The sequence below is a fragment of the uncultured Roseobacter sp. genome (genome assembly GCF_947499265.1).
Classification (GTDB): domain Bacteria; phylum Pseudomonadota; class Alphaproteobacteria; order Rhodobacterales; family Rhodobacteraceae; genus Roseobacter.
In genome coordinates this window covers 24,005-42,160 of sequence record NZ_CANMNK010000004.1, presented here as the reverse complement: position 1 = coordinate 42,160, position 18,156 = coordinate 24,005, and the positions used below count along the sequence as shown (strand labels likewise).

17 protein-coding genes, 1 pseudogene and 1 riboswitch are annotated in these 18,156 nt (G+C 56.4%); of the genes and pseudogenes, 16 read left to right on the top strand and 2 right to left on the bottom strand.

Annotated features, from left to right (window positions below):
* The first annotated feature begins 40 nt into the window (after positions 1 to 40).
* The 8 genes and pseudogenes from Q1A63_RS11120 to Q1A63_RS11085 all read left to right on the top strand — a co-directional run bounded on the left by Q1A63_RS11120 (position 41) and on the right by Q1A63_RS11085 (position 8,145).
* Positions 41 to 454 carry a nuclear transport factor 2 family protein gene (locus Q1A63_RS11120; RefSeq protein ID WP_298971714.1) on the top strand — a complete coding sequence of 138 codons (414 nt, stop codon included), beginning with the start codon at positions 41 to 43 and terminating at the stop codon, positions 452 to 454.
* A complete protein-coding gene (locus tag Q1A63_RS11115) occupies positions 454 to 1,626 on the top strand; it encodes an MFS transporter (RefSeq protein WP_298971712.1) in 1,173 nt (390 codons plus the stop codon). The genes Q1A63_RS11120 and Q1A63_RS11115 overlap by 1 nt, the downstream gene beginning before the upstream one ends.
* A complete protein-coding gene (locus tag Q1A63_RS11110; protein ID WP_298972639.1) occupies positions 1,626 to 1,808 on the top strand; it encodes a hypothetical protein in 183 nt (60 codons plus the stop codon). The genes Q1A63_RS11115 and Q1A63_RS11110 overlap by 1 nt, the downstream gene beginning before the upstream one ends.
* Positions 1,763 to 2,173 (top strand): amino acid synthesis family protein, encoded by a 411-nt coding sequence (locus Q1A63_RS11105; RefSeq protein WP_298972596.1) that lies wholly within the window; start codon positions 1,763 to 1,765, stop codon positions 2,171 to 2,173. The genes Q1A63_RS11110 and Q1A63_RS11105 overlap by 46 nt, the downstream gene beginning before the upstream one ends.
* 162 nt (positions 2,174 to 2,335) lie before the next feature.
* On the top strand, positions 2,336 to 2,986 hold the full coding sequence (locus Q1A63_RS11100; RefSeq protein WP_298971710.1) for a tyrosine-type recombinase/integrase: 651 nt from the start codon (positions 2,336 to 2,338) through the stop codon (positions 2,984 to 2,986).
* Between the two features lie 93 nt (positions 2,987 to 3,079).
* Positions 3,080 to 4,054 (top strand): annotated as a pseudogene (locus Q1A63_RS11095) (IS110 family transposase).
* 911 nt (positions 4,055 to 4,965) lie between these two features.
* Positions 4,966 to 6,168, top strand: coding sequence for an extracellular solute-binding protein (locus Q1A63_RS11090; RefSeq protein WP_298971708.1), 1,203 nt, complete (start codon positions 4,966 to 4,968; stop codon positions 6,166 to 6,168).
* A 24-nt stretch (positions 6,169 to 6,192) separates the two neighbouring features.
* A complete protein-coding gene (locus Q1A63_RS11085; RefSeq protein ID WP_298971705.1) occupies positions 6,193 to 8,145 on the top strand; it encodes a hybrid sensor histidine kinase/response regulator in 1,953 nt (650 codons plus the stop codon).
* On the opposite strand, the gene Q1A63_RS11080 is transcribed toward Q1A63_RS11085, so the two are convergent.
* Entirely contained in the window at positions 8,132 to 8,800 is a 669-nt protein-coding gene (locus Q1A63_RS11080; RefSeq protein WP_299631592.1) for a response regulator transcription factor, read from the bottom strand. The genes Q1A63_RS11085 and Q1A63_RS11080 overlap by 14 nt on opposite strands.
* A gap of 231 nt (positions 8,801 to 9,031) precedes the next feature.
* Here Q1A63_RS11080 and Q1A63_RS11075 point away from each other — a divergent pair, with 231 nt between their 5' ends.
* Complete coding sequence (locus Q1A63_RS11075) at positions 9,032 to 9,490, top strand: DUF6647 family protein (protein WP_298971699.1); 459 nt, start codon at positions 9,032 to 9,034, stop codon at positions 9,488 to 9,490.
* A 369-nt stretch (positions 9,491 to 9,859) separates the two neighbouring features.
* Positions 9,860 to 10,618, top strand: coding sequence for a homocysteine S-methyltransferase family protein (locus Q1A63_RS11070; protein WP_366524332.1), 759 nt, complete (start codon positions 9,860 to 9,862; stop codon positions 10,616 to 10,618).
* 492 nt (positions 10,619 to 11,110) lie between these two features.
* On the opposite strand, the gene Q1A63_RS11065 is transcribed toward Q1A63_RS11070, so the two are convergent.
* A complete protein-coding gene (locus Q1A63_RS11065; RefSeq protein ID WP_299631587.1) occupies positions 11,111 to 13,642 on the bottom strand; it encodes a cation:proton antiporter in 2,532 nt (843 codons plus the stop codon).
* Between the two features lie 517 nt (positions 13,643 to 14,159).
* On the opposite strand from Q1A63_RS11065, the gene Q1A63_RS11060 reads away from it, so the two are divergent.
* From Q1A63_RS11060 to thiS, 6 genes are all read left to right on the top strand, one after another.
* Positions 14,160 to 14,819 carry a transposase gene (locus Q1A63_RS11060; RefSeq protein ID WP_298971692.1) on the top strand — a complete coding sequence of 220 codons (660 nt, stop codon included), beginning with the start codon at positions 14,160 to 14,162 and terminating at the stop codon, positions 14,817 to 14,819.
* Positions 14,820 to 14,932: 113 nt separating this feature from the next.
* Positions 14,933 to 15,235 (top strand): hypothetical protein, encoded by a 303-nt coding sequence (locus Q1A63_RS25650; protein WP_366524331.1) that lies wholly within the window; start codon positions 14,933 to 14,935, stop codon positions 15,233 to 15,235.
* A 6-nt stretch (positions 15,236 to 15,241) separates the two neighbouring features.
* Positions 15,242 to 15,481, top strand: coding sequence for a hypothetical protein (locus Q1A63_RS25645; protein WP_366524330.1), 240 nt, complete (start codon positions 15,242 to 15,244; stop codon positions 15,479 to 15,481).
* A 581-nt stretch (positions 15,482 to 16,062) separates the two neighbouring features.
* A riboswitch (TPP riboswitch) is annotated at positions 16,063 to 16,166 on the top strand.
* A gap of 58 nt (positions 16,167 to 16,224) precedes the next feature.
* Complete coding sequence (gene thiD, locus Q1A63_RS11050; protein ID WP_299631585.1) at positions 16,225 to 17,004, top strand: bifunctional hydroxymethylpyrimidine kinase/phosphomethylpyrimidine kinase; 780 nt, start codon at positions 16,225 to 16,227, stop codon at positions 17,002 to 17,004.
* Positions 17,001 to 17,981: an FAD-dependent oxidoreductase gene (locus Q1A63_RS11045; RefSeq protein WP_299631583.1), complete on the top strand. Its 981-nt coding sequence runs from the start codon at positions 17,001 to 17,003 to the stop codon at positions 17,979 to 17,981. The genes thiD and Q1A63_RS11045 overlap by 4 nt, the downstream gene beginning before the upstream one ends.
* Positions 17,959 to 18,156 (top strand): sulfur carrier protein ThiS, encoded by a 198-nt coding sequence (thiS, locus tag Q1A63_RS11040; protein ID WP_299631581.1) that lies wholly within the window; start codon positions 17,959 to 17,961, stop codon positions 18,154 to 18,156. Before Q1A63_RS11045 ends, thiS begins: the two co-directional genes overlap by 23 nt.

Sequence of the window (18,156 nt, the reverse complement as noted above, 5' to 3'; positions counted from 1 at the left end):
GCCAAACTCTCTACAACAGGTAAACATAGAGGATAGCACAATGTCACAATATGAAACTGCAAAAGCCTTTTTTGAAGCTTGCGAAACCGGCAAAGGATGGGAAGGCTGCAAGCCTTTCTGCCACGAAGGGGCGGGATTTTCCTGTCAGGCTGACGCGCTGGCGGAGACGGCAACACTTGCCGAATACGCTGAGTGGATGAAGGGGCTTCTGACCCCCGTGCCAGATGGCCGTTACAAGCTGACAGCCTTTGCGGCAGATGAAACGCGCGGCACCGTTGTTGCCGCCGCCGAATTCCATGGAGCGCAAACCGGGGAAGGCGGACCGGTCGCGCCAACGGGCAAAGCAGTGGTCTCGGACTATGCCTATGTCATTCAGTTCGACGGCGACAAGATCAGCCATATGACCAAAATCTGGAACGACGTACACGCGCTGCGCGGGCTCGGCTGGGCGTGATGCGCTGGCGCGTCCTGGGATTGTTGTTTCTGGCCCGCATCGGGATCGGGTTCCAATTTCAAACCGTGGCTTCAGTGAGTGACGATCTCGTTGTCGCCTTTGGGCTCGACTATGTTGATATCGGCTTCCTAATCGGGCTGTTCATGGCTCCAGGTTTGTTTTTGTCCATCCCTGCCGGGTACTGGGGACGGTACGTTTCTGATCGTATCATGGTGGTGTTCGGGCTCGGGGCACTGGCTTTGGGTGGGGCCGCGTCCTCCCTTGCAACAGACAGCTGGGTTATTGGGATAGGCCGCGTCTGTGCAGGGGTCGGCTTTCTGTTCACCTCGCTATATTTCACCAAGATGGTAGCGGATTGGTTCGAAGGTCGCGAGATCGCCACGGCCATGAGCATCCTGGTGATGAGCTGGCCCTTCGGGATCGCAATGGGACAAGTTGGCCACGCCTGGTTGGCGCAGACATACGGCTGGCAAGTCCCGTTTCAGGCCGCTTCAGTGTATTGCCTGATTGCAGCGTTTGGTGTCTTTTTGCTCTACCGTCCGCCGCATGATTTGCCGGATGCGACAGGCGGAGCGTGGGTTGCGCTGACACGGCAGGAATGGTCTTTGTTACTGTGTGCGGCGGCGGCCTGGGGCGTTTTTAACGCAGCCTACGTCATCTATCTTGCCTTCGCGCCAAAGGTTCTTGAGGGCCACGGCCAAACCGCCATCGTTGCTGCTGGCATCATCAGTATCGGCAGCTGGATCATGATTTTCTCAGGTGCGGTATGCGGGCAGATCGTGGACCGATTTGACGGGCGGAATGCTGTCTTGGCGGTCTGTATGGGTGGAGCTATCGCGGCACTCTTGCTGCTCGGTCTGCCAGGCGCCGGAGTTGGCGCGAGCATTCTGTTTGGACTGATCGGCATGGCGCCTGCCGGGGTCATCATGGCGATGGCAGGGCAAGCCATGCGGCCTCAGGTCAGGGCTTTTGGCATGGGGATGTTCTTAACTGTTTACTATGCGATCATGTGGATCACGCCGCCGGTCGCTGGTGCGATCCTTGACGCAACTGATAATCCGCAGGGCCCCCTGTGGCTTGCAATGATCCTCTTCTTTGCCGTGGTGCCGCTAGGTTTCGCGTTTCAGTTTTTCAGGGGTGCGCCCGTGGTCCGTCAGGAAAGGAAAGTGTGATGTTCAACACACGGAAAACGGTTTTCACCAAGGAGTTCATCACCGCAGATGAAATGGGGCAGTCATGCGACCAGATCACGCGCGTCGCTGCAATGGCCGTCATCAGAAACCCCTTGCTGGCGTCCATCAAGACGACCTGTCGCCGCTTTTCGATGTCGGCGCGCAACTTGGTGAGTCACTGACACAAGAGTTGGTGAGCATGCTGGCTGTACCCGCTGTCTGCTATGGAAAAGCGGCCCTCGTCGGATCTTTGGGCGCGATGGAGCATGGGGCCGCCCTGCTACACCCCGCGCTTGGCAAACCGGTGCGGGCAGCCGTTGGCGGCGGCAAATCCCTGATGCCTTCTAACCACAAAGTCGGGCCGTTGGGCGGGTCCGTTGATTTGCCACTGGGTCACAAGGATGAGGCATGGTCTTTTGACCATATCGACACGATGACGCTCGGGGTGCCTGACGCACCGCGCGCCGACGAAATCGTATTGTGCATCGGACTGTCGGACGGAACACGTGTACATCCGCGGGTTGGAACGGGCCCAAGCCCCACTTGATCGCACCAACGTTCTCAAAGAGGCCATTAAATACAGACGCAGCACCGGTCAAAGAGGGCTCACCGCAGTCCTCGAAGGCAACTCAGCATCTTGTGATAAGGTGCTCTGGTCAACGTCGGGTTGTCGTTGCGTGGGAGGACATGGCGGATCGGAGGATCAGTCATGGAAACACCAAACCTAGCAGCCATTCGCGCACTTCGCCCTGCCTGGAACAAGGGTCGCATCGTAGGTCAGAAGCGCGCGCTCAAGCCGAAGCATGTCTGGGCTATCAGCGTCCGGCTTGAATTGGCCGAGAACTATCGCGATCTCGCGCTGTTCAACATGGCGATCGACAGCAAGCTTCGTGGGTGTGATCTCGTTAAGATTAAAGTCGTCAACGTAATGGCGTCGGGCCAGATCAAAGAGCGGGCCTCAGTGTTGCAAAGCAAGATGCAGAAACCTGTCCGCTTCGAGATCTCCGAAGGAACGCGGGCTTCCATCGAGCAATGGATGGAAGATGAACTTATGGTCGGCTCGGAGTATCTGTGGCCAGGTCGTTTCCACGAACGCCTGCATATCTCGACTCGCCAATATGCGCGGATTGTCTGCGACTGGGTAACTTCGATCGGCCTTGAAGCGACGGCCCATGGAGCCCATTCGATGCGCCGCACCAAAGTTAGACAGATCCACAAAAAGACTGGAAACCTGCCGGCTGTTCAGCTCCTCCTGGGTCACACCAAAATGGACAGCACAGTCCATTACCTTGGTGTAGAACTTGAGGACGCTCTGGCCATCGCAGAAGCCATTGAAATTAGTCCAAAGGGTCGTCTATAGGGGCGGCCCAGAGCATGCGTAATTGGCTGACCCTGAGTTGAGGTCGAGCTCCCGATAGGATCACAGGGAAACTGTGAACAAGGGAGATTTCGAATAGAATATTATGCCGGCTTGGATGTGTCGCTTCGATCCTGCGCGATTTGTGTTGTCGACGGCAAAGGCAAGGTTCTGCGTGAGCGAGACCTGCCCTGCGAGATCGTGGAGATCGCAGCTTACCTAAATGCGCTACCCGTTTCGATCCAGCGCATCGGGTTCGAGTCCGGCACCTTGAGCCAGCATTTGTTCTACGGATTGAAGGCGGAAGGGTTCGATGTTGTCTGCATGGAGGCGCGCCAGGTCAGCGCCGCGCTCTCCGCGATGCGCAACAAGACAGATCGCAACGATGCCCGCGGCATCGCCCAAATCTTGCGGACGGGTTGGTTCAGCCCGGTTCATATGAAGAGCCGGTAGGCGCACGGCGTTCGGGCACTGCTGAGCACACGGAAAGCCCTGCTGAACAAGACCATTGATCTGGCGAACGAGATGCGCGGGTTGCCGAAGATATTTGGCATCCGCCTGCCGAAAACAGTCAAGCATGGCAGCTTCGATGGCGTCGTCCGGCTGGTTTTCTATCAGCACTTCCTTGAACTGGATCGGAGGGTCAAACGCGCCGCCAGTCAGGATGAGGTCTGCATGCGCTTGATGACGGCTCCCGGTGTCGGCCCCATCGCAGCTTTGACCTTCAAGGCGGCGGTCGATGATCCTGCGCGGTTCAAACGGTCTCGCAACGTGGCCGCCCACTTTGGCTTGACGCCCCGACGATACCAATCTGGCGAACACGACAACCCAAGCCGGATATCGAAAGCCGGGGATCGAGACGTGAGGTCAACGCTCTATGCCGCCGCAAACGCGTTGCTTATGCGAACTATGACCGGATCGCAGATCAAGTCATGGGGCATGCACTTGATGCGCATCAAAGGTCGCCGCCGCGCAGTTGTGGCTGTCGCGCGAAAACTGGCCGTTCTGCTCCACCGCATGTGGACAGATGGCACCGAGTTCCGTCCAGAGAAGGTGGAGGGCAGAGCATGATCTAACCGCCCAACGCCAATCTGAACGGGATCGTCCTCACCGGACGAGGTTCGTGGATGAAGCCGAAAATGGCTGCTGCGCCACTTGAAGCGCGTCTCTAAGCAAGGCTCTCCACTGCGAATCCGACACATGCGTGCAGCAATGTCCCAAGTGGCATCAAACAGACTGCGAAGAGAAGCGTGACCCGGATGAGCGACAAAGATCCCAATAGCAAAGGAAAACGAGCTCGACCCAAACGCCCAATTAGAGAAGCTGCCTTTCACCGACCTGTCAAGATGCTGCGACGCTGCCCGCCGAACCAGCCGTTCGCCGCATGCGCAAAATCCCTGGGGCGGTGAACTCACACAGTCGGGACCAAACCTGCCATTAGTGTTGTCGGTTCGACAGGCCGCTTTGCCCACTTTGTGACCGAGGCGTAAATCACGTGGGGCGGATCCCGAAGATTTTTCTTAGTAGGCTGCAATTTTTGACCTGAGGCCAACGCCGACATTCACACTAGCTTTCGTATGGGTTCGAGATACACGCCGTGTTTCCTGTTGCTCCAACAATAGACCTGTGAGGGCTCGACAAAGTATAGACCGCAGTTAGCCCTCTAGGATGTTCAAGTTTTTCAGCCATGGGAAAGACCGCACTTTTTCCCGCGGGCCGTACCTGCCCTAGTTTGTTGAATGCATCAAAGTCGACAGTACAGCTTACCAAACGTAAGATGTTGTGAAACCATTTGGGTTCGCAAGACTTTAAAGAGAACAGGTGACATTTGCGAACCCTGCCATCAAAACAGGTTGGGAGGCCCTTACCCAATGAGACGGCGGCAACTTCTGATTGTTAGCGGGGCTTTAGGGGCGTGCAAATTGTTTACGCCTTCACTAGTCCGAAGCCAAACAGCCGCTAAAACGAAGACGCTTCGCATAATGCGGTGGAAGAATTTTGTTCCGGGCTTTGAGGTTTGGTTCAATGATGTCTTTGTCAAAAACTGGGGCGCGGAAAACGATACCAATGTGATCGTCACAAATGTTGGACTGGGGCAAATCGAGCAACTTGCGGTGGATGAAATTGCCCGTCAGGAAGGCCACGACCTCCTACTGTTCCTCTCGCCAAAGCCATCATTTGAAGATCACACCATCGATCACCGTGAAATACATGAAGAATGCGAGCGGCGTTTTGGCAAGGCACATCCCTTTGTCAATCAAAGCAACGTCAATCCACGCACCGGCGTGCATCACGGATTTATTGAAAGCTTTGCTCCGACATTTCTGACCTACCGCAAAGATATTTGGGACGCGGTCGGAACAATCCCGGACACGTGGGACAACATACGAAAGGCGGGGCGCGCGGCGAAGCTGCTGCACAATGCACCTGTCGGGATCAGTCTTGGCCCGGAACACAATGCTGAACATAGCTTGCGGGCTCTGATGGCAACGTTCGGGTGTTCCGTTCAAAATGAAGGTGGGCGACCCTCTCTTGCGTCGCAAAATACACTGGAAGCGCTAAAATTCGGCAAGGCGTTATTTGAGGAAACGATGCAAGCTGACGTCCTGAACTGGAGGTCGACATCCAACAATTTATCTGTGCTCGCCGGCGATGTCAGTTTGACCATAGACACGATGTCGATTATCCGGGCGGCCGAAGCGAAAAATCTTCCTGTTGAACCCCACCTCGCCCTTGCCACGTTACCAGAGGGACCGTTTGGGCGTGGCGGACCTGCCTATGCCACCAATACCTATGTCATCTGGAAGTTTGCCCGGAATATATCCGGCGCTCAGAAATTCCTGCTCGATTACATGGCTGCATTCGCCGATGGGATCATCCATAGCGGATTTCAGAGCATGCCAAGCTATCCCGGCACTGTGCCGGAGCTGGCTGATCTTGTGGCGGCTCCGAAAGGGAGGTCAGGACGCTATGACGTACTTCTCAACCTCGCGGACGGATTAACCAATCTTGGACATCCAGGGCATTCGAGCGCAGCAACCGATGAGGTGCTCAATCAGCGGATCATTTCAAAGATGTTCGCGCAGGTCGCCAGTGGTGCCGCGACACCGCAAGACGCGATGGATCACGCACAGGCCGAAATTGTCCCGATTTTTCAGAAGTGGCGCGATGCCGGCAAGATCTGAACATTCCAGCGGCCTCAGTCTGCGATGAAGATTCGCAACAAGCTCTTGCTTGCCATCACGGTCCCGGTTGGTTTGCTGCTGCTGCAGATTGCTTTGGTGACGTATTTCGTCCGTGAACTGCAAGTGGCCGTCACATTCATAGCCGAGACCCACGAGACGATTGAAGGCGCATTCACAGCAGGTGATCTTGTGGTCGAATTGCGCGATCAGGCGAAGCGGTTACCGTCTGGTTTCGTCTCGGAAAAAGCATTGGGCGAGGAAGAGCTTGGGGAAATGCGCGCGACCTTCGATGAATTGACGCTGCGGATACAGTCGATTTCATCTGGAACACCACGGCAAGCCGCCCAAGAAAGCTTTGGCGCGCTTGAGCATGCGTTTGCCGGCCTTCCCCAAGAACTGGCCCTTACAGAACGAGTTCTGTCATCGGAAAAGGTGGATATGGACACACTACTTGAGCGCGCAATCTTTCTGGATGCTGCCCTGGTCGATGTCGCTGCGGCGTTGGATGATCTGTCACGAGAATTGCGCGTGCAGTTGCAAGCAGCCGTCGACCGCGAACGTGAGATCCACAACCGTCCTGTTGTTGCCGGGGTTGCCATCGGTGGCCTCAGTGTTTTGATGCTCTTGCTATTCACGTGGTTGGTCGTGGATCGCAATTTTGTCATGCGCTTGACCAGTCTTAGCAGGGCAATGCTGTCAATCGCTGCCGGTGATCTTCGAACATCCCTGCCTGAAGCAAAAGGCGGTGACGAAGTTGATGAAATGACCCGCACGGTCGAGACTTTTCGTGTCACTGCACAAGAAAGAGACAAATTACTTGAAGAGCGCGCCGAAGCTGCTGAGCGCTTGGAAAAACAGGTTGCGGAGCGCACTGCAGAACTTGAAACTGCGAACCAGTTCAAGACCCGGTTTCTCACCACGGCGAGCCATGACTTACGGCAGCCGCTTCATGCGCTCAACCTGCTCATTGATCAGTTGCGTGACGCGCGGAAACCAGATGAACGTCGCCATCTGGAGGAAAAAATATCGGAAGCCGCCGCTTCGACCAACGAGTTGTTTGATGCCTTGCTCGACATGTCGAAACTGGAAGCCGGGGTTGTTAAGGCCGATGTATCCTCTTTCCCGATTTCGTCAATTCTGGATCGTCTCGAAGCCAACTTCACCACAGTTGCTATGAACAAGGGCGTGCGGTTTCGCGTTGTCGGCAGTGACCTTTGGGTCGAAAGTGACGCGATTCTACTGGAACGCATTCTTTTGAACCTGGTGTCGAACGCAGTCAGGGCTACGAATGAAGGTGGGATTATTATCGGATGCCGCAGGCGGGGCAAGACCGTACGGATTGATGTCTATGACACTGGGCCCGGTATTCCAACTGAGATGCAGCACCCGTTGTTTGCGGAGTTTGCCCAGTCGGCTTCGATACATCAAAATGCGTCAGAGGGTCTCGGCCTCGGACTTTCTATTGTCGATGGTTTCGCGAAATTGCTTGACCACAACATTGAACTCGCGTCGACACAAGGGCGCGGCACACGATTTTCGGTGCACGTGCCGATTATCGATGCAGGAAAGATTGCATCCGCACCTTCCGCGCCCTTCGAACCGTTGGCTGGCCAGTGCGTCCTCGTGATCGAGAATGATGCGCTTGCCCGCGAAAGTATGGCGGGCATTTTCGGGGCTTGGGGCTGTGAAGTGCTACTGGCAGAAGGCGTAGCCGATTGCGTCAAAGTCGTATCAAGTGGTCCGACACCTGACCTGATCGTGTCCGATTATCGTTTGGAGAATGGCCAAACCGGCCTCGACGCCATTGTCGAGGTGCACCGCATTGCCAACCGCACCGTACCAGCGCTCCTTGTTACAGCGGAAACCGCGGCCACGCGCCTGCGTGACGCCGCTCAAAGCGGGTATCCGATCCTGCACAAACCGGTTACGCCAATGGCGCTGAGAGCCCTTTCATCGCAACTCATCAAGAACGGCTGACGACCTTCCCCAAAGACAGCCCCAGTGCGGATGCCGCGACAACCGCTTCGGTCCGGTTCGTCGCACCAAGGGCGCGCAGGATCGCAGTGACATGGTTCTTGACGGTCGCTTCCGCGATATCGAGCTGACGGCAAATCATCTTATTGCTCCGCCCTTCCATCATCAACTGCAGTACATCAATCTGGCGCTCTGTCAGGCCAAGCTTTGCAGCGTTCTGTATTGCCGAAGGTGAAGGTTTGGCCGCCGGCGGTACAACCGGTCGGTTCAGGATCTCTGGCGGCACGTAGATTCCACCTGAAAAGACCAATTTCAACGCACTGCGCATCACCTCTCGTGTCGCAGACTTGGGGATGTATCCTGCTGCGCCGTTTTCCAGCACTGTACTCATTTGGGTTCGGTCTTCGTTTGCCGATAGCACGACGACGGATGTCCCTGGATGGTCGCTTCGGATCGACTTCAGAAGCGGCAGCCCGTCACGATCAGGCAGCGCAAGATCGAGCAAAACCAAGCCAATTCCCGGCGTCTCAGCAAGCGCCTTTTCGGCGTCAGCAGCCGTTGCCGCCTCAAATACGACGGTGATCTCGCCAAAAGAACCCAGTACGCCGCGCAGCGCATCCCGGATCAGTGCATGGTCATCGACAATGAGCGCAAGCATGGGAATTCTCCGTCTCTTGGACGTGGATCATACGCCAGTCCTAGGACTATTGCACCATCCAGAATTGCAAGTCGCCACCAGAATTTTAGCTATGAAAACAGTATTTTGCGACTTTCTCCGCATACCGCATGACTTTGGTGGCGCTCCTTCTGGCTGATTGAGCGTGTGTCATGAACCCGCAAATCTGGCGGTACCCGTCGAAAATGATCAACCGTCAAACGGAGGTAATTCATGGATACTTTTTTGACAGTCGTCGTGACCTGGCTATCCATCAACTTCGGTCTGCCGGTCAATTTCGAACATCCCGAGGTCAAGCTGATTGGTCAAAACGAAATGATCGAATTGCGCATTGCTGCATTGGACGACGAGGATGCCGTGAAGTTTCGGAGAACTGTTGAACAAGGGCACAGTATCATCGCCTTCTACGATGATCCCACGCGCACAATCTATCTTCCTGAAGGCTGGTCCGCAGAGTCCCCCGCTGATGTTTCCGTGCTTGTCCATGAAATGGTGCACCATCTGCAGAATGTTGCAGAGATCCCACAAGACTGCCCGGAAGGACGCGAATTGCCAGCCTATCATGCACAAGAACGTTGGCTTCAGCAGGTTGGCACCACATTAGAACAAGAGTTCGAACTTGACGCTATGACGCTGCATTTTCTTACCAAGTGCTGGCATGGACCGCCTTGAAGCGACGTTCCGGGCCATATCTCACACGATGATTTTTTTCCCATGTTCCTTTTGCTAGCCCCTAAGTTCTGTAGTTTTGTGACACATAATCGATTTGCTTGTACGGACGAAAGGATGGCGGTGGTTTGACGGCCAATCGTGACAGGCTTGATTAGCGAGGTGTTGAGTTGGCAATATGCGACAATGGGCACTGATCTGATTGAGAAACGATAAATGAAACGGCGTCTACCTCATGAAACGGACCAGCGATTTCTTGTATTCGCGGCGACTGGGACGGATTTGATTTTCAATCGCGGGGTCGAGTTGCCCGGCTTTGCCTCTTTCCCCCTTGTCGAAGACCCTAAGGCACAACCCATTATTGTTGACCAAATGCGTGACCTGATAGAAGTGGCCGCCGAGCATGGGTTGGGATGCATCATCGATACTCTGACCTGGATGGCAAACAGAGATCGAGCCGCGCCATTGGGATACGACACCGCACGGTTGGCAACTCTAAACCAAAAAGCGGCAGCGCTGATGTGCGATCTTCGCAATGAGACAGATCACGACGACGTTTTGGTGGCGCTGTGCATCGGACCATCGCGGGATGCATATGCAAAGCTTGACCCGATGACAGTCGAGGCCGCACGGGCTTATCATGCCCTCCAGATTGGTTCTGTTGCGAGTACCGATATCGATTTGGTCAATGCCTATACGTTCAATCAAGTGGAAGAGGCAGCGGGCGCCGTGCTTGCGGCCAAGGATTGCGGAGTGCCGATTGCTGTCTCATTCGTGGTGGAAACTGATGGACGTCTGGACAATGGCACCGGGCTTGAGGAGGCGATTGATCAGGTCGATGCGATCACGGGAAATTCTGCCGCCTATTTTATGGTGAACTGCGCGCACCCAGATCATTTTAGTCACGCTCTGACCGGTCATCCTCGTTTGAAGGGGATGGTGGTGAATGCTTCGAGGCTCAGTCATGCGGAATTAGACGATGCCAGTGAATTGGACGACGGGAACCCGAAAGAACTGGGTGTGGAGGTCGCGCGCCTTGTGCACGAATATCCCAAGATCTCCGTCGTTGGTGGCTGCTGTGGGTCCGACTTTCGGCACATGGGGGAGATGGCACGAGCCATCGTGGGCTAACGCCGAAATCACGGCTACTATCCGAAAGCCAAATAAGCTGCGCTCCTTTTCAAATGACTGCTTCAGTGAAGAGATGTGCTACCGCATTTGTTATTGGGTGAATGCCCTGAGTCAGCCATTTTGAGAGCTTCCAGTGTCGGCTTTCAGCACTCGGCGCCATTTGCGAACGTTGCAGCATCGGACACAGTGGGCTCATCTGGCAATTTGCTGCGCGACGCGCGAACGACTGGTCCAAGGCCGAAGGCCGCTATTGAAGCCATCTCTTGGATTAGCTTGGCTTTGCCGCTGCTTCGAAAAGGCCCTGCTGACATCGACGTTTACGCTCCCCCGCAAACAACTTGAGCTAGAATAATCCAATTAGATCAAACACAAACCAAGGCAGACCAGAGGTGCCCGTTCCCGTTGACCTGTACATCAACACTTAACGGGCCAATAGCGTGCTCCTACACGATTTTGAGCGGATTATGCTCAACGGGATCCAACGCCGAGTGCTCAGCGCACCTCATGCCTGCTAGCCCGCGCTATTTTGGGGTCAAGAAACGGGCTGATGTCGACCCCTCGCGCCTGCGCACTCGCCTGAACCGCCTCGCGGAAGATGGCGCTGCGTTTGATCAGGCGACGGAAGCGGCCTTCGTCCAGAACCAGCAACGCCGTGGGCACAATCGCCCTGACTGTCGGCCGATGCCGCCTCCGGCTCAAAAGCGCCGCTTGCCCGAAGATCTCGCCCCGGCCCAGGCGCCAGCTTTGCCCGGCAAGCCTCAGTTCGACCGCACCGGATGCGATGAAGAATGCGCTCCGTGCCGGATCATCTTTCTGGATGATGTTTTCGCCCGCATCCGCGTAGCGGGTTTTTAGCGCTCGAGCTAGTTGCTTAAGGCTTTTCTGGTCCAGATCGCCGAACAATGGCAGCTTCTGCAACAGTTCAATGCGCCGGATTGCAACATCAAGCTTGGGTCGACGCTCCGCCTCAATACGCGCGGCCGCGATGCCTTGCATGAGAACCGAATGCGGCTCGGAACTGATCAGACCATCGTCGAGCATCGCATTGTATTCCCGTTCCTCGAACCGAAGAGCCGTGCGCCGGATAAAGCGCTTCTGCAGCTCCTCGAAATAGCCCGGATATTGCAGTTGCAGACCTTCAAGAGCGGTCTCGACGATCTCGATGCGGCGATCGACAAGATCGCGAAGAATATCGGCAACGCGGCGGCCGTGGATGCGGCGAATGCGTTGGTCGATGAAGTCGCAAACGTCGCGCAGCACCAGTCGCTGCGCCAGGAGGATCTCGAACCGGTGCGCGGTCATCATCGCGATGGGGCGCTGCGCACCGAACCAGTCGTTGAGAATACCCGCCGCGCGGAACTGCCGCCCAAATGTGACCGTACGCAGGGCCGCACGCATATAGCCCGTGCGACCATCGAGGCGCGTGGCCTCGATCAGCCGGTCGATATCGACAATTGCGTCTTCAGCCAGCCGCGTCGACAGGGATCGGTCGCGCATGTGTCGCAAGATGATATCCCTCTCCGCCCCGGCAACAGAGAGCAGCCCCAGGGTGATGCGATCGCGGTCGAGGATGTCCTGCGCGTGTTCCGCGCGCTGCACCGCGTCTTCCAGCTGTGATCCGAACTGCACAGCCTCTGCACGGACGATCTCGGGGTCCAACTCGTAGTTTTCGTTGTTCCGAGCTAGGTCTTCGCGCACGGTCTGCAAGGCAACCGCGACAACCTGCTTGGACAGAGCCTCGTCAAGCGGGCTCAACCGATCAAGCCCCAAACGCCCGATGATCTTGCGAAGTGTCGTACCCTGAACCAGTAGCGTAAAAAGAGTGAAGCCGGTTGCGAGAATGCCGACAATGCGCTGTACCTCATCGGGCACACGCGCGCTTTCGGTCACTGCCAGCGCGAGTGCGAGCGTCACCGCCCCGCGCAGCCCACCCCAGAGCATGGCCACACGGTAAGGTCGCTCGATGATCGGCGACGCGCGCAGAAAAGACAGCAGCGGCAGCAAGCCAAACAAGACGACAGCGCGGGCAACAAAGGCCGCCAGAATGACGACGCCCAATAGTGCAAGATCGCCCAGGCGCAGGTCCGACAGGAATCTCGGGATCAGGATCGCCGCGAGGATGAAGATCAGCGCGCCCGCCCAATAGGCCAGAACGTCCCAGGTCTCCGCCAGCCGAGACCACGCCTGCGGCGTCAAGCGCCCTGGCGCGGCAAGATTTAGAGTGAGACCCGCCGCTACCACGGCGATCACGCCCGACGCCCCCACGGTTTGCTCTGCGCCGATGTAAGCCAGATAAGGCAAGGCAATCGAGATCGAGATCTGCGCAAGCTCATATCCCTCGAACATTGCCATGAGCCAGATGCCAAGGCGCGTAAGGAACCAGCCGGTGACCGCGCCACCCAGCAAGAGAACCGGAAAATCCTTCAGTGCGTCCTGCAGTGTGGGGTCCGGCACGCCGATCATCACAAAGCCCATGAACAGGCCGAACAACGCCACTGCCGCCGCATCGTTCAGAAGGCTTTCGCCCTCGATGATCCGCGAAAGCCGCTGCGGCGCCGCGATGGACCGGAAAATCCCCACGACGGCCGATGGGTCCGTTGTTGAGACGATCGCGCCCAACAGAAGACAGGCCGCGAGCGGTAGCTTGCTAACCGCGCTCAATGCATATCCGACCGACAGCGTCGCAACTAGAACGGCCACCACTGCCATGACGAGGATCGGCACCCAATCGTCCAGCATGCGACGTAGGTTCATACCTAGCGTCGCCTGAAAGAGCAGAGTTGGCAAAAAGAGATACAGGAACACGTTCGATTTGATCGGAAAATCAAGAATGGCCTCGGCGACCGGGTTTAACGCGTCGGTCAGATCGGTCTGCAGGAAGAACAGCGCGCCGGTCCCAATTAATGAGCCAAGCACAGCCAGTATCACGCTGAACGGAAGCCGAATTTTCGCCGCCAATGGTTCGGACAGCCCGATCACGACGAACAGGGCGGCGACAACTGAAGTGACCAGAACGATATCCATACGTTTGTCTATCGCAGCGATAGAGCGTAAACCAGACGGCGCAAAATGGTGCGAGGCATTCCAACAGACGGCCGGTTCATCTTGGCCATTGAAACGGCAAAAAAGGGGCTATGGAGCTTCAAATTTGCGATCTACGCCCAGTTTTAAATGAATCCAGGTGTACGCGTTGTGTCGCTAGCATTGCGTGCTTGGCCATCTATCCTTCTTGAACTGTTTGCTCATCACCCGGCGTCGGCGGCAAACGGGCGTCAACCGAGATCTTGTACATTGTACCACCACACGGCCCAATCCGGACCTTCAGCATGGTCATTGAATGCTGCAGTCGCAGCCCGCATTGCCGACATTCGTTGCAACTACTCGAACTCAACGGTGGTGGACGCTCAGATAGCGGGACGAAGCATGGGTAATCGGGCTGACCAAGTAGAAGGGTCGGGTTCTCGATAGAGTTGCGGCAAATGCTGCAATCTGAGGAGAACGAGATGGATTACTTTGTGGGTTTGGCGTGTCGCTGCGGTCGGTGACTGTCTGCGTAATTGATGCCGACGGCAAGCATGTCTTTGAGGGTGCTGTCGCCTGCGAGATTGAGGATATCGTGGTCTGCCTGCGCGATGTGCCGCCCGGGCAGTGCCGGATCGGTTTCGAGTCTGGCGCGATGAGCCAGCATCTTTACTTTGGACTTCAGGCCGCTGGCTTCGATGTGGTTTGCATGGAAGCGCGCCAGTTGAATGCGGCGCTGTCAGCGATGCGTAACAAGACCGACAAGACGGACGCCAGAGGGATCGCGCAGGTGCTTCGGTCCGGGTGGTTCAGCAAGGCCTTCATCAAAAGCAGGGAAGCACACGCCTACCGGGCTTTGCTGAGCAGCCGAAAGACCGTTCAGAAGAAGTGTATCGATTTGGCTAATGAGGTTCGGGGGCTGTTCCGGATCTTCGGCCTGCGCTTGCCGTCTCGCGTTGATCAGGGATCTTTCGACGAACGGGTCAAACCCATGATTGAGGCCGATCCGGATTTGTCGCGCGCCTTACTGCCGCTGCTGGATGCGCGGGCAATGCTCTACAAGACCTATCGGGAATTGGATAGGCGCGTGAAGCAAGCCGCCAGTCACGACGCGGTTTGCCTGCGCTTCATGGCAATGCGAGCTTCGCTTACATCGCCTACGCAATCGTCTTTGTCGTGAACACAATCTCGCTGTTGTTCGACATCCGCGAGACCACAAAGTGGTTCGGCGGCCAGAAAGGCATCGCCTGACCCAATCCCTCCCCAACCACTTAGCAAATGGAGAACTCCCCAATGACCCGACTCACCGTTGAGACCGCACCAGAAGCATCAAAAGACATGCTGGCTCAGACCGAAAAGACCTTTGGATTTACACCTGGCTTGTATCAAGTCATGGCTGGTGCGCCCCAACTGTTCAAAACATACGGTGCCATCCATCAGGCCTTCCAAAAAACCAGCTTCAACGCAAAAGAGCAGACTGTTGTCTGGCAGACCATCAATGTTGAACATGAATGCACCTACTGCGTCCCGGCCCACACTGCGCTCGCAGGCATGATGAATGTCGATCCTGACCTGAACGAGGCGCTGCGCAACTAGGAACCTTTGAATGACGCCAAGTTGGAAGCCCTGCGCACCTTCACACTGGTTGTTGTTCGCAATCGCGGTCATGTTACCCAAGCTGACTTGGACGCATTCTATGCCGCCGGATATGGCGAGCAGCAGGTCCTTGAGGTCATCCTCGGCGTGGCGCAAAAGGTCCTGAGCAACTACACCAACCACATCGCTCAAACACCAGTGGATCCTGCATTCACTCAATTTACGTGGACGCACAGCGGCTCATAAGCTGCGTAAACAATTGTTGCGGCGAGCGGGGTATGAACCTACGTCTGCCGCAACGTAGATTGAACTTTGCAGAATAGCGCCCGACGAGCCTGATGCCATTCCATGCGTTCTAAATCCATGTAAAGAACCCGACTGTCACTCGACGGCTACTTTGTCCCGCAAGCCGTGAATCCAAACGTAGCCTGGTTCTGTTCTCGCAGCGAAAGTCCGGTCTGGCGGGCCGCACCGCAGCATATGAAAAAACGGCCAAGGTCCACTTAGGGCCGAAGCTAGGCGACGGGTCATAATGGACTTGGATCCTGCAACGCTTCTGACGTCCGTTACGAGTCCAACCCAGACTTTATCTGTCTCGTGCTGCGCGCGCACGCAGCAAGACAATCTTTCTGGGCGCGCGGTTTAGTGTGCTGCGACGCGGCGGGAAAAGCGGTCGTTCTGGCACAGTGCCCCCATCGACAGTTGCACTGCACTGATCGAAGTTTCACCATTTCAAGTTCGGATAGTGGAGAGTGTTGTTTTCGCGATACTCTGTATCATCCAAGATGGCGCGATTGACGACGTCATAACTATAATTTAGTAAGCGCTTAGATCTGTTGGGGTGCCCAGTTCCGGGCTGAGATGCGTTTTTCGCGGACCCATTGAACCTGAACCGGTTAGGACCGGCGGAGGAAACAGCAATGGCGTATAAGACCGCCCGTATAGTTTCCAACACCAGTTTCGAGCCGCACAACTGAGGTGTTGGTAAAGTGATAGCCAAAGCTCTGACAATTGCGGGCTCGGATTCGGGCGGCGGTGCGGGCATTCAGGCTGATCTGAAATCCTTTGCCGCGATGGGTGTCTATGGCGCGTCTGTCGTCACTGCCATTACAGCCCAAAATACGCAAGCCGTTACCGCCATCCACGCTGTGCCGGATGAAATCGTTGCTGCGCAAATAAAGGCCACTCTGGACGACATCGACATTCACGCAATCAAGATCGGAATGTTGGGGACACCTTCCTTGATCCAGGTCGTGGCCGAAGCGCTCAGCAGCTTTTCGGGCCCGGTCGTGCTTGATCCTGTGATGGTCGCAAAGTCCGGCGATACGCTTCTGGCCGATAGTGCGATTGATGCCTTGACAACACAGCTGATCCCACGCGCAACCCTGCTCACACCGAACTTGCCCGAAGCGGAAAAGCTTGTTGGTGTCGGGACACTCCAACAACAATCTGCCCGGTTATTGGATCTTGGCGCGCGGGCCGTCCTGATGAAAGGCGGGCATGCCGAAGGAGCGACATGCGTCGATGCTTTGGTGACGCGCGATGCAACGCATGAGTTTTCGGCGCATCGTGTTGAAACGGACAACACGCACGGCACGGGATGCTCCTTCTCGTCCGCGATTGCCGCATGCCTCGCCCAAGGTCTGACCTTGGAAGCTTCTGTCACGCGCGCGCATAACTGGTTGCATCAGGCAATTGTGCAGGCGGATATGCTGGAGGTCGGGCACGGTCATGGCCCTGTTCACCACTTCCACGCGCTCTGGACATGAGTGATGCGTTCACCATATTGGGCGGCGGTGTCTGCGGCCTCGCTATGGCGGCAGAGCTGTCATCGCGCGGCGCGCAAGTGACCATTTTTGATCCCAAGGGTGCCCCTGGAGAACACGCTTGCTCATGGTGGGCCGGTGGCATGTTGGCACCCGATTGCGAGGGGGTCAGCGCCGAGCCAGAGGTCGTACGGCAGGGCCGCAAGGCTGCTGATTGGTGGGAACGCCATGGGGCGGAGGTCTCGCGTAAGGGAACACTCGTGGTTGCTTTGGGACGCGATCAAAGCGAATTGACCACTTTTGCCCGCCGTGCGCCAAATGCTCGAAGCTTGGACCGCAAGGCGATAAACGCGCTTGAGCCACATTTGGCGGATCACTTCGCCAAAGCGCTTTTCATTGAAGAAGAAGCCCACCTTGATCCCCGCGCCACGTTGGCCACCGTCCATGCGCGACTTCCTCAGAACGGCGTTTCCTTTGTCAACGAAATCAAGGGGCAAATCATCGATTGCCGAGGGCTTGTGGCGAGCGACACCTTGGCGGATCTGCGCGGGGTCAAAGGTGAGATGCTGGTGGTCCTCTGCAAGGATGTATCGCTTTCCCGCCCTGTGCGACTGCTGCACCCACGCTTTCCGCTTTACATCGTGCCGCGCGGGGATGGCGTCTTCATTTTGGGCGCAACCCAGATCGAAAGCGGCGAGCGCAACCGCGCGACACTGCGCTCGGTGATGGAGTTGATGAACGCAGCCTACGCGCTCCATCCCGCCTTTGGCGAAGCAGAACTGCTGGAAATCGGCGTGGATGCACGTCCCGCGTTTCCTGACAATCAACCGCGCATTCGCCATCTCAACGATCGCATCTATGCAAATGGGCTGTTTCGGCACGGGTTCTTGCTGGCCCCCGCGCTGGCGTGCATGACAGCTGATTTAGTGCTTGAGGGCAAAACACCGGAGGTTTGGTATGAAGATCATCGTGAACGGTGAAGCCGTGGAAACTGGATCACCAAACTTGGCGGATTTGCTGGCCGAATTGGGGAAAGGCGATGCAAAGGTTGCCACGTCCCTAAATGAGGCGTTTGTCCCCAAGGCGCTGCGCGAGACGCAGGCTTTGACCGACGGTGACCGGATTGAGATCGTTGCCCCAAGGCAGGGGGGCTGA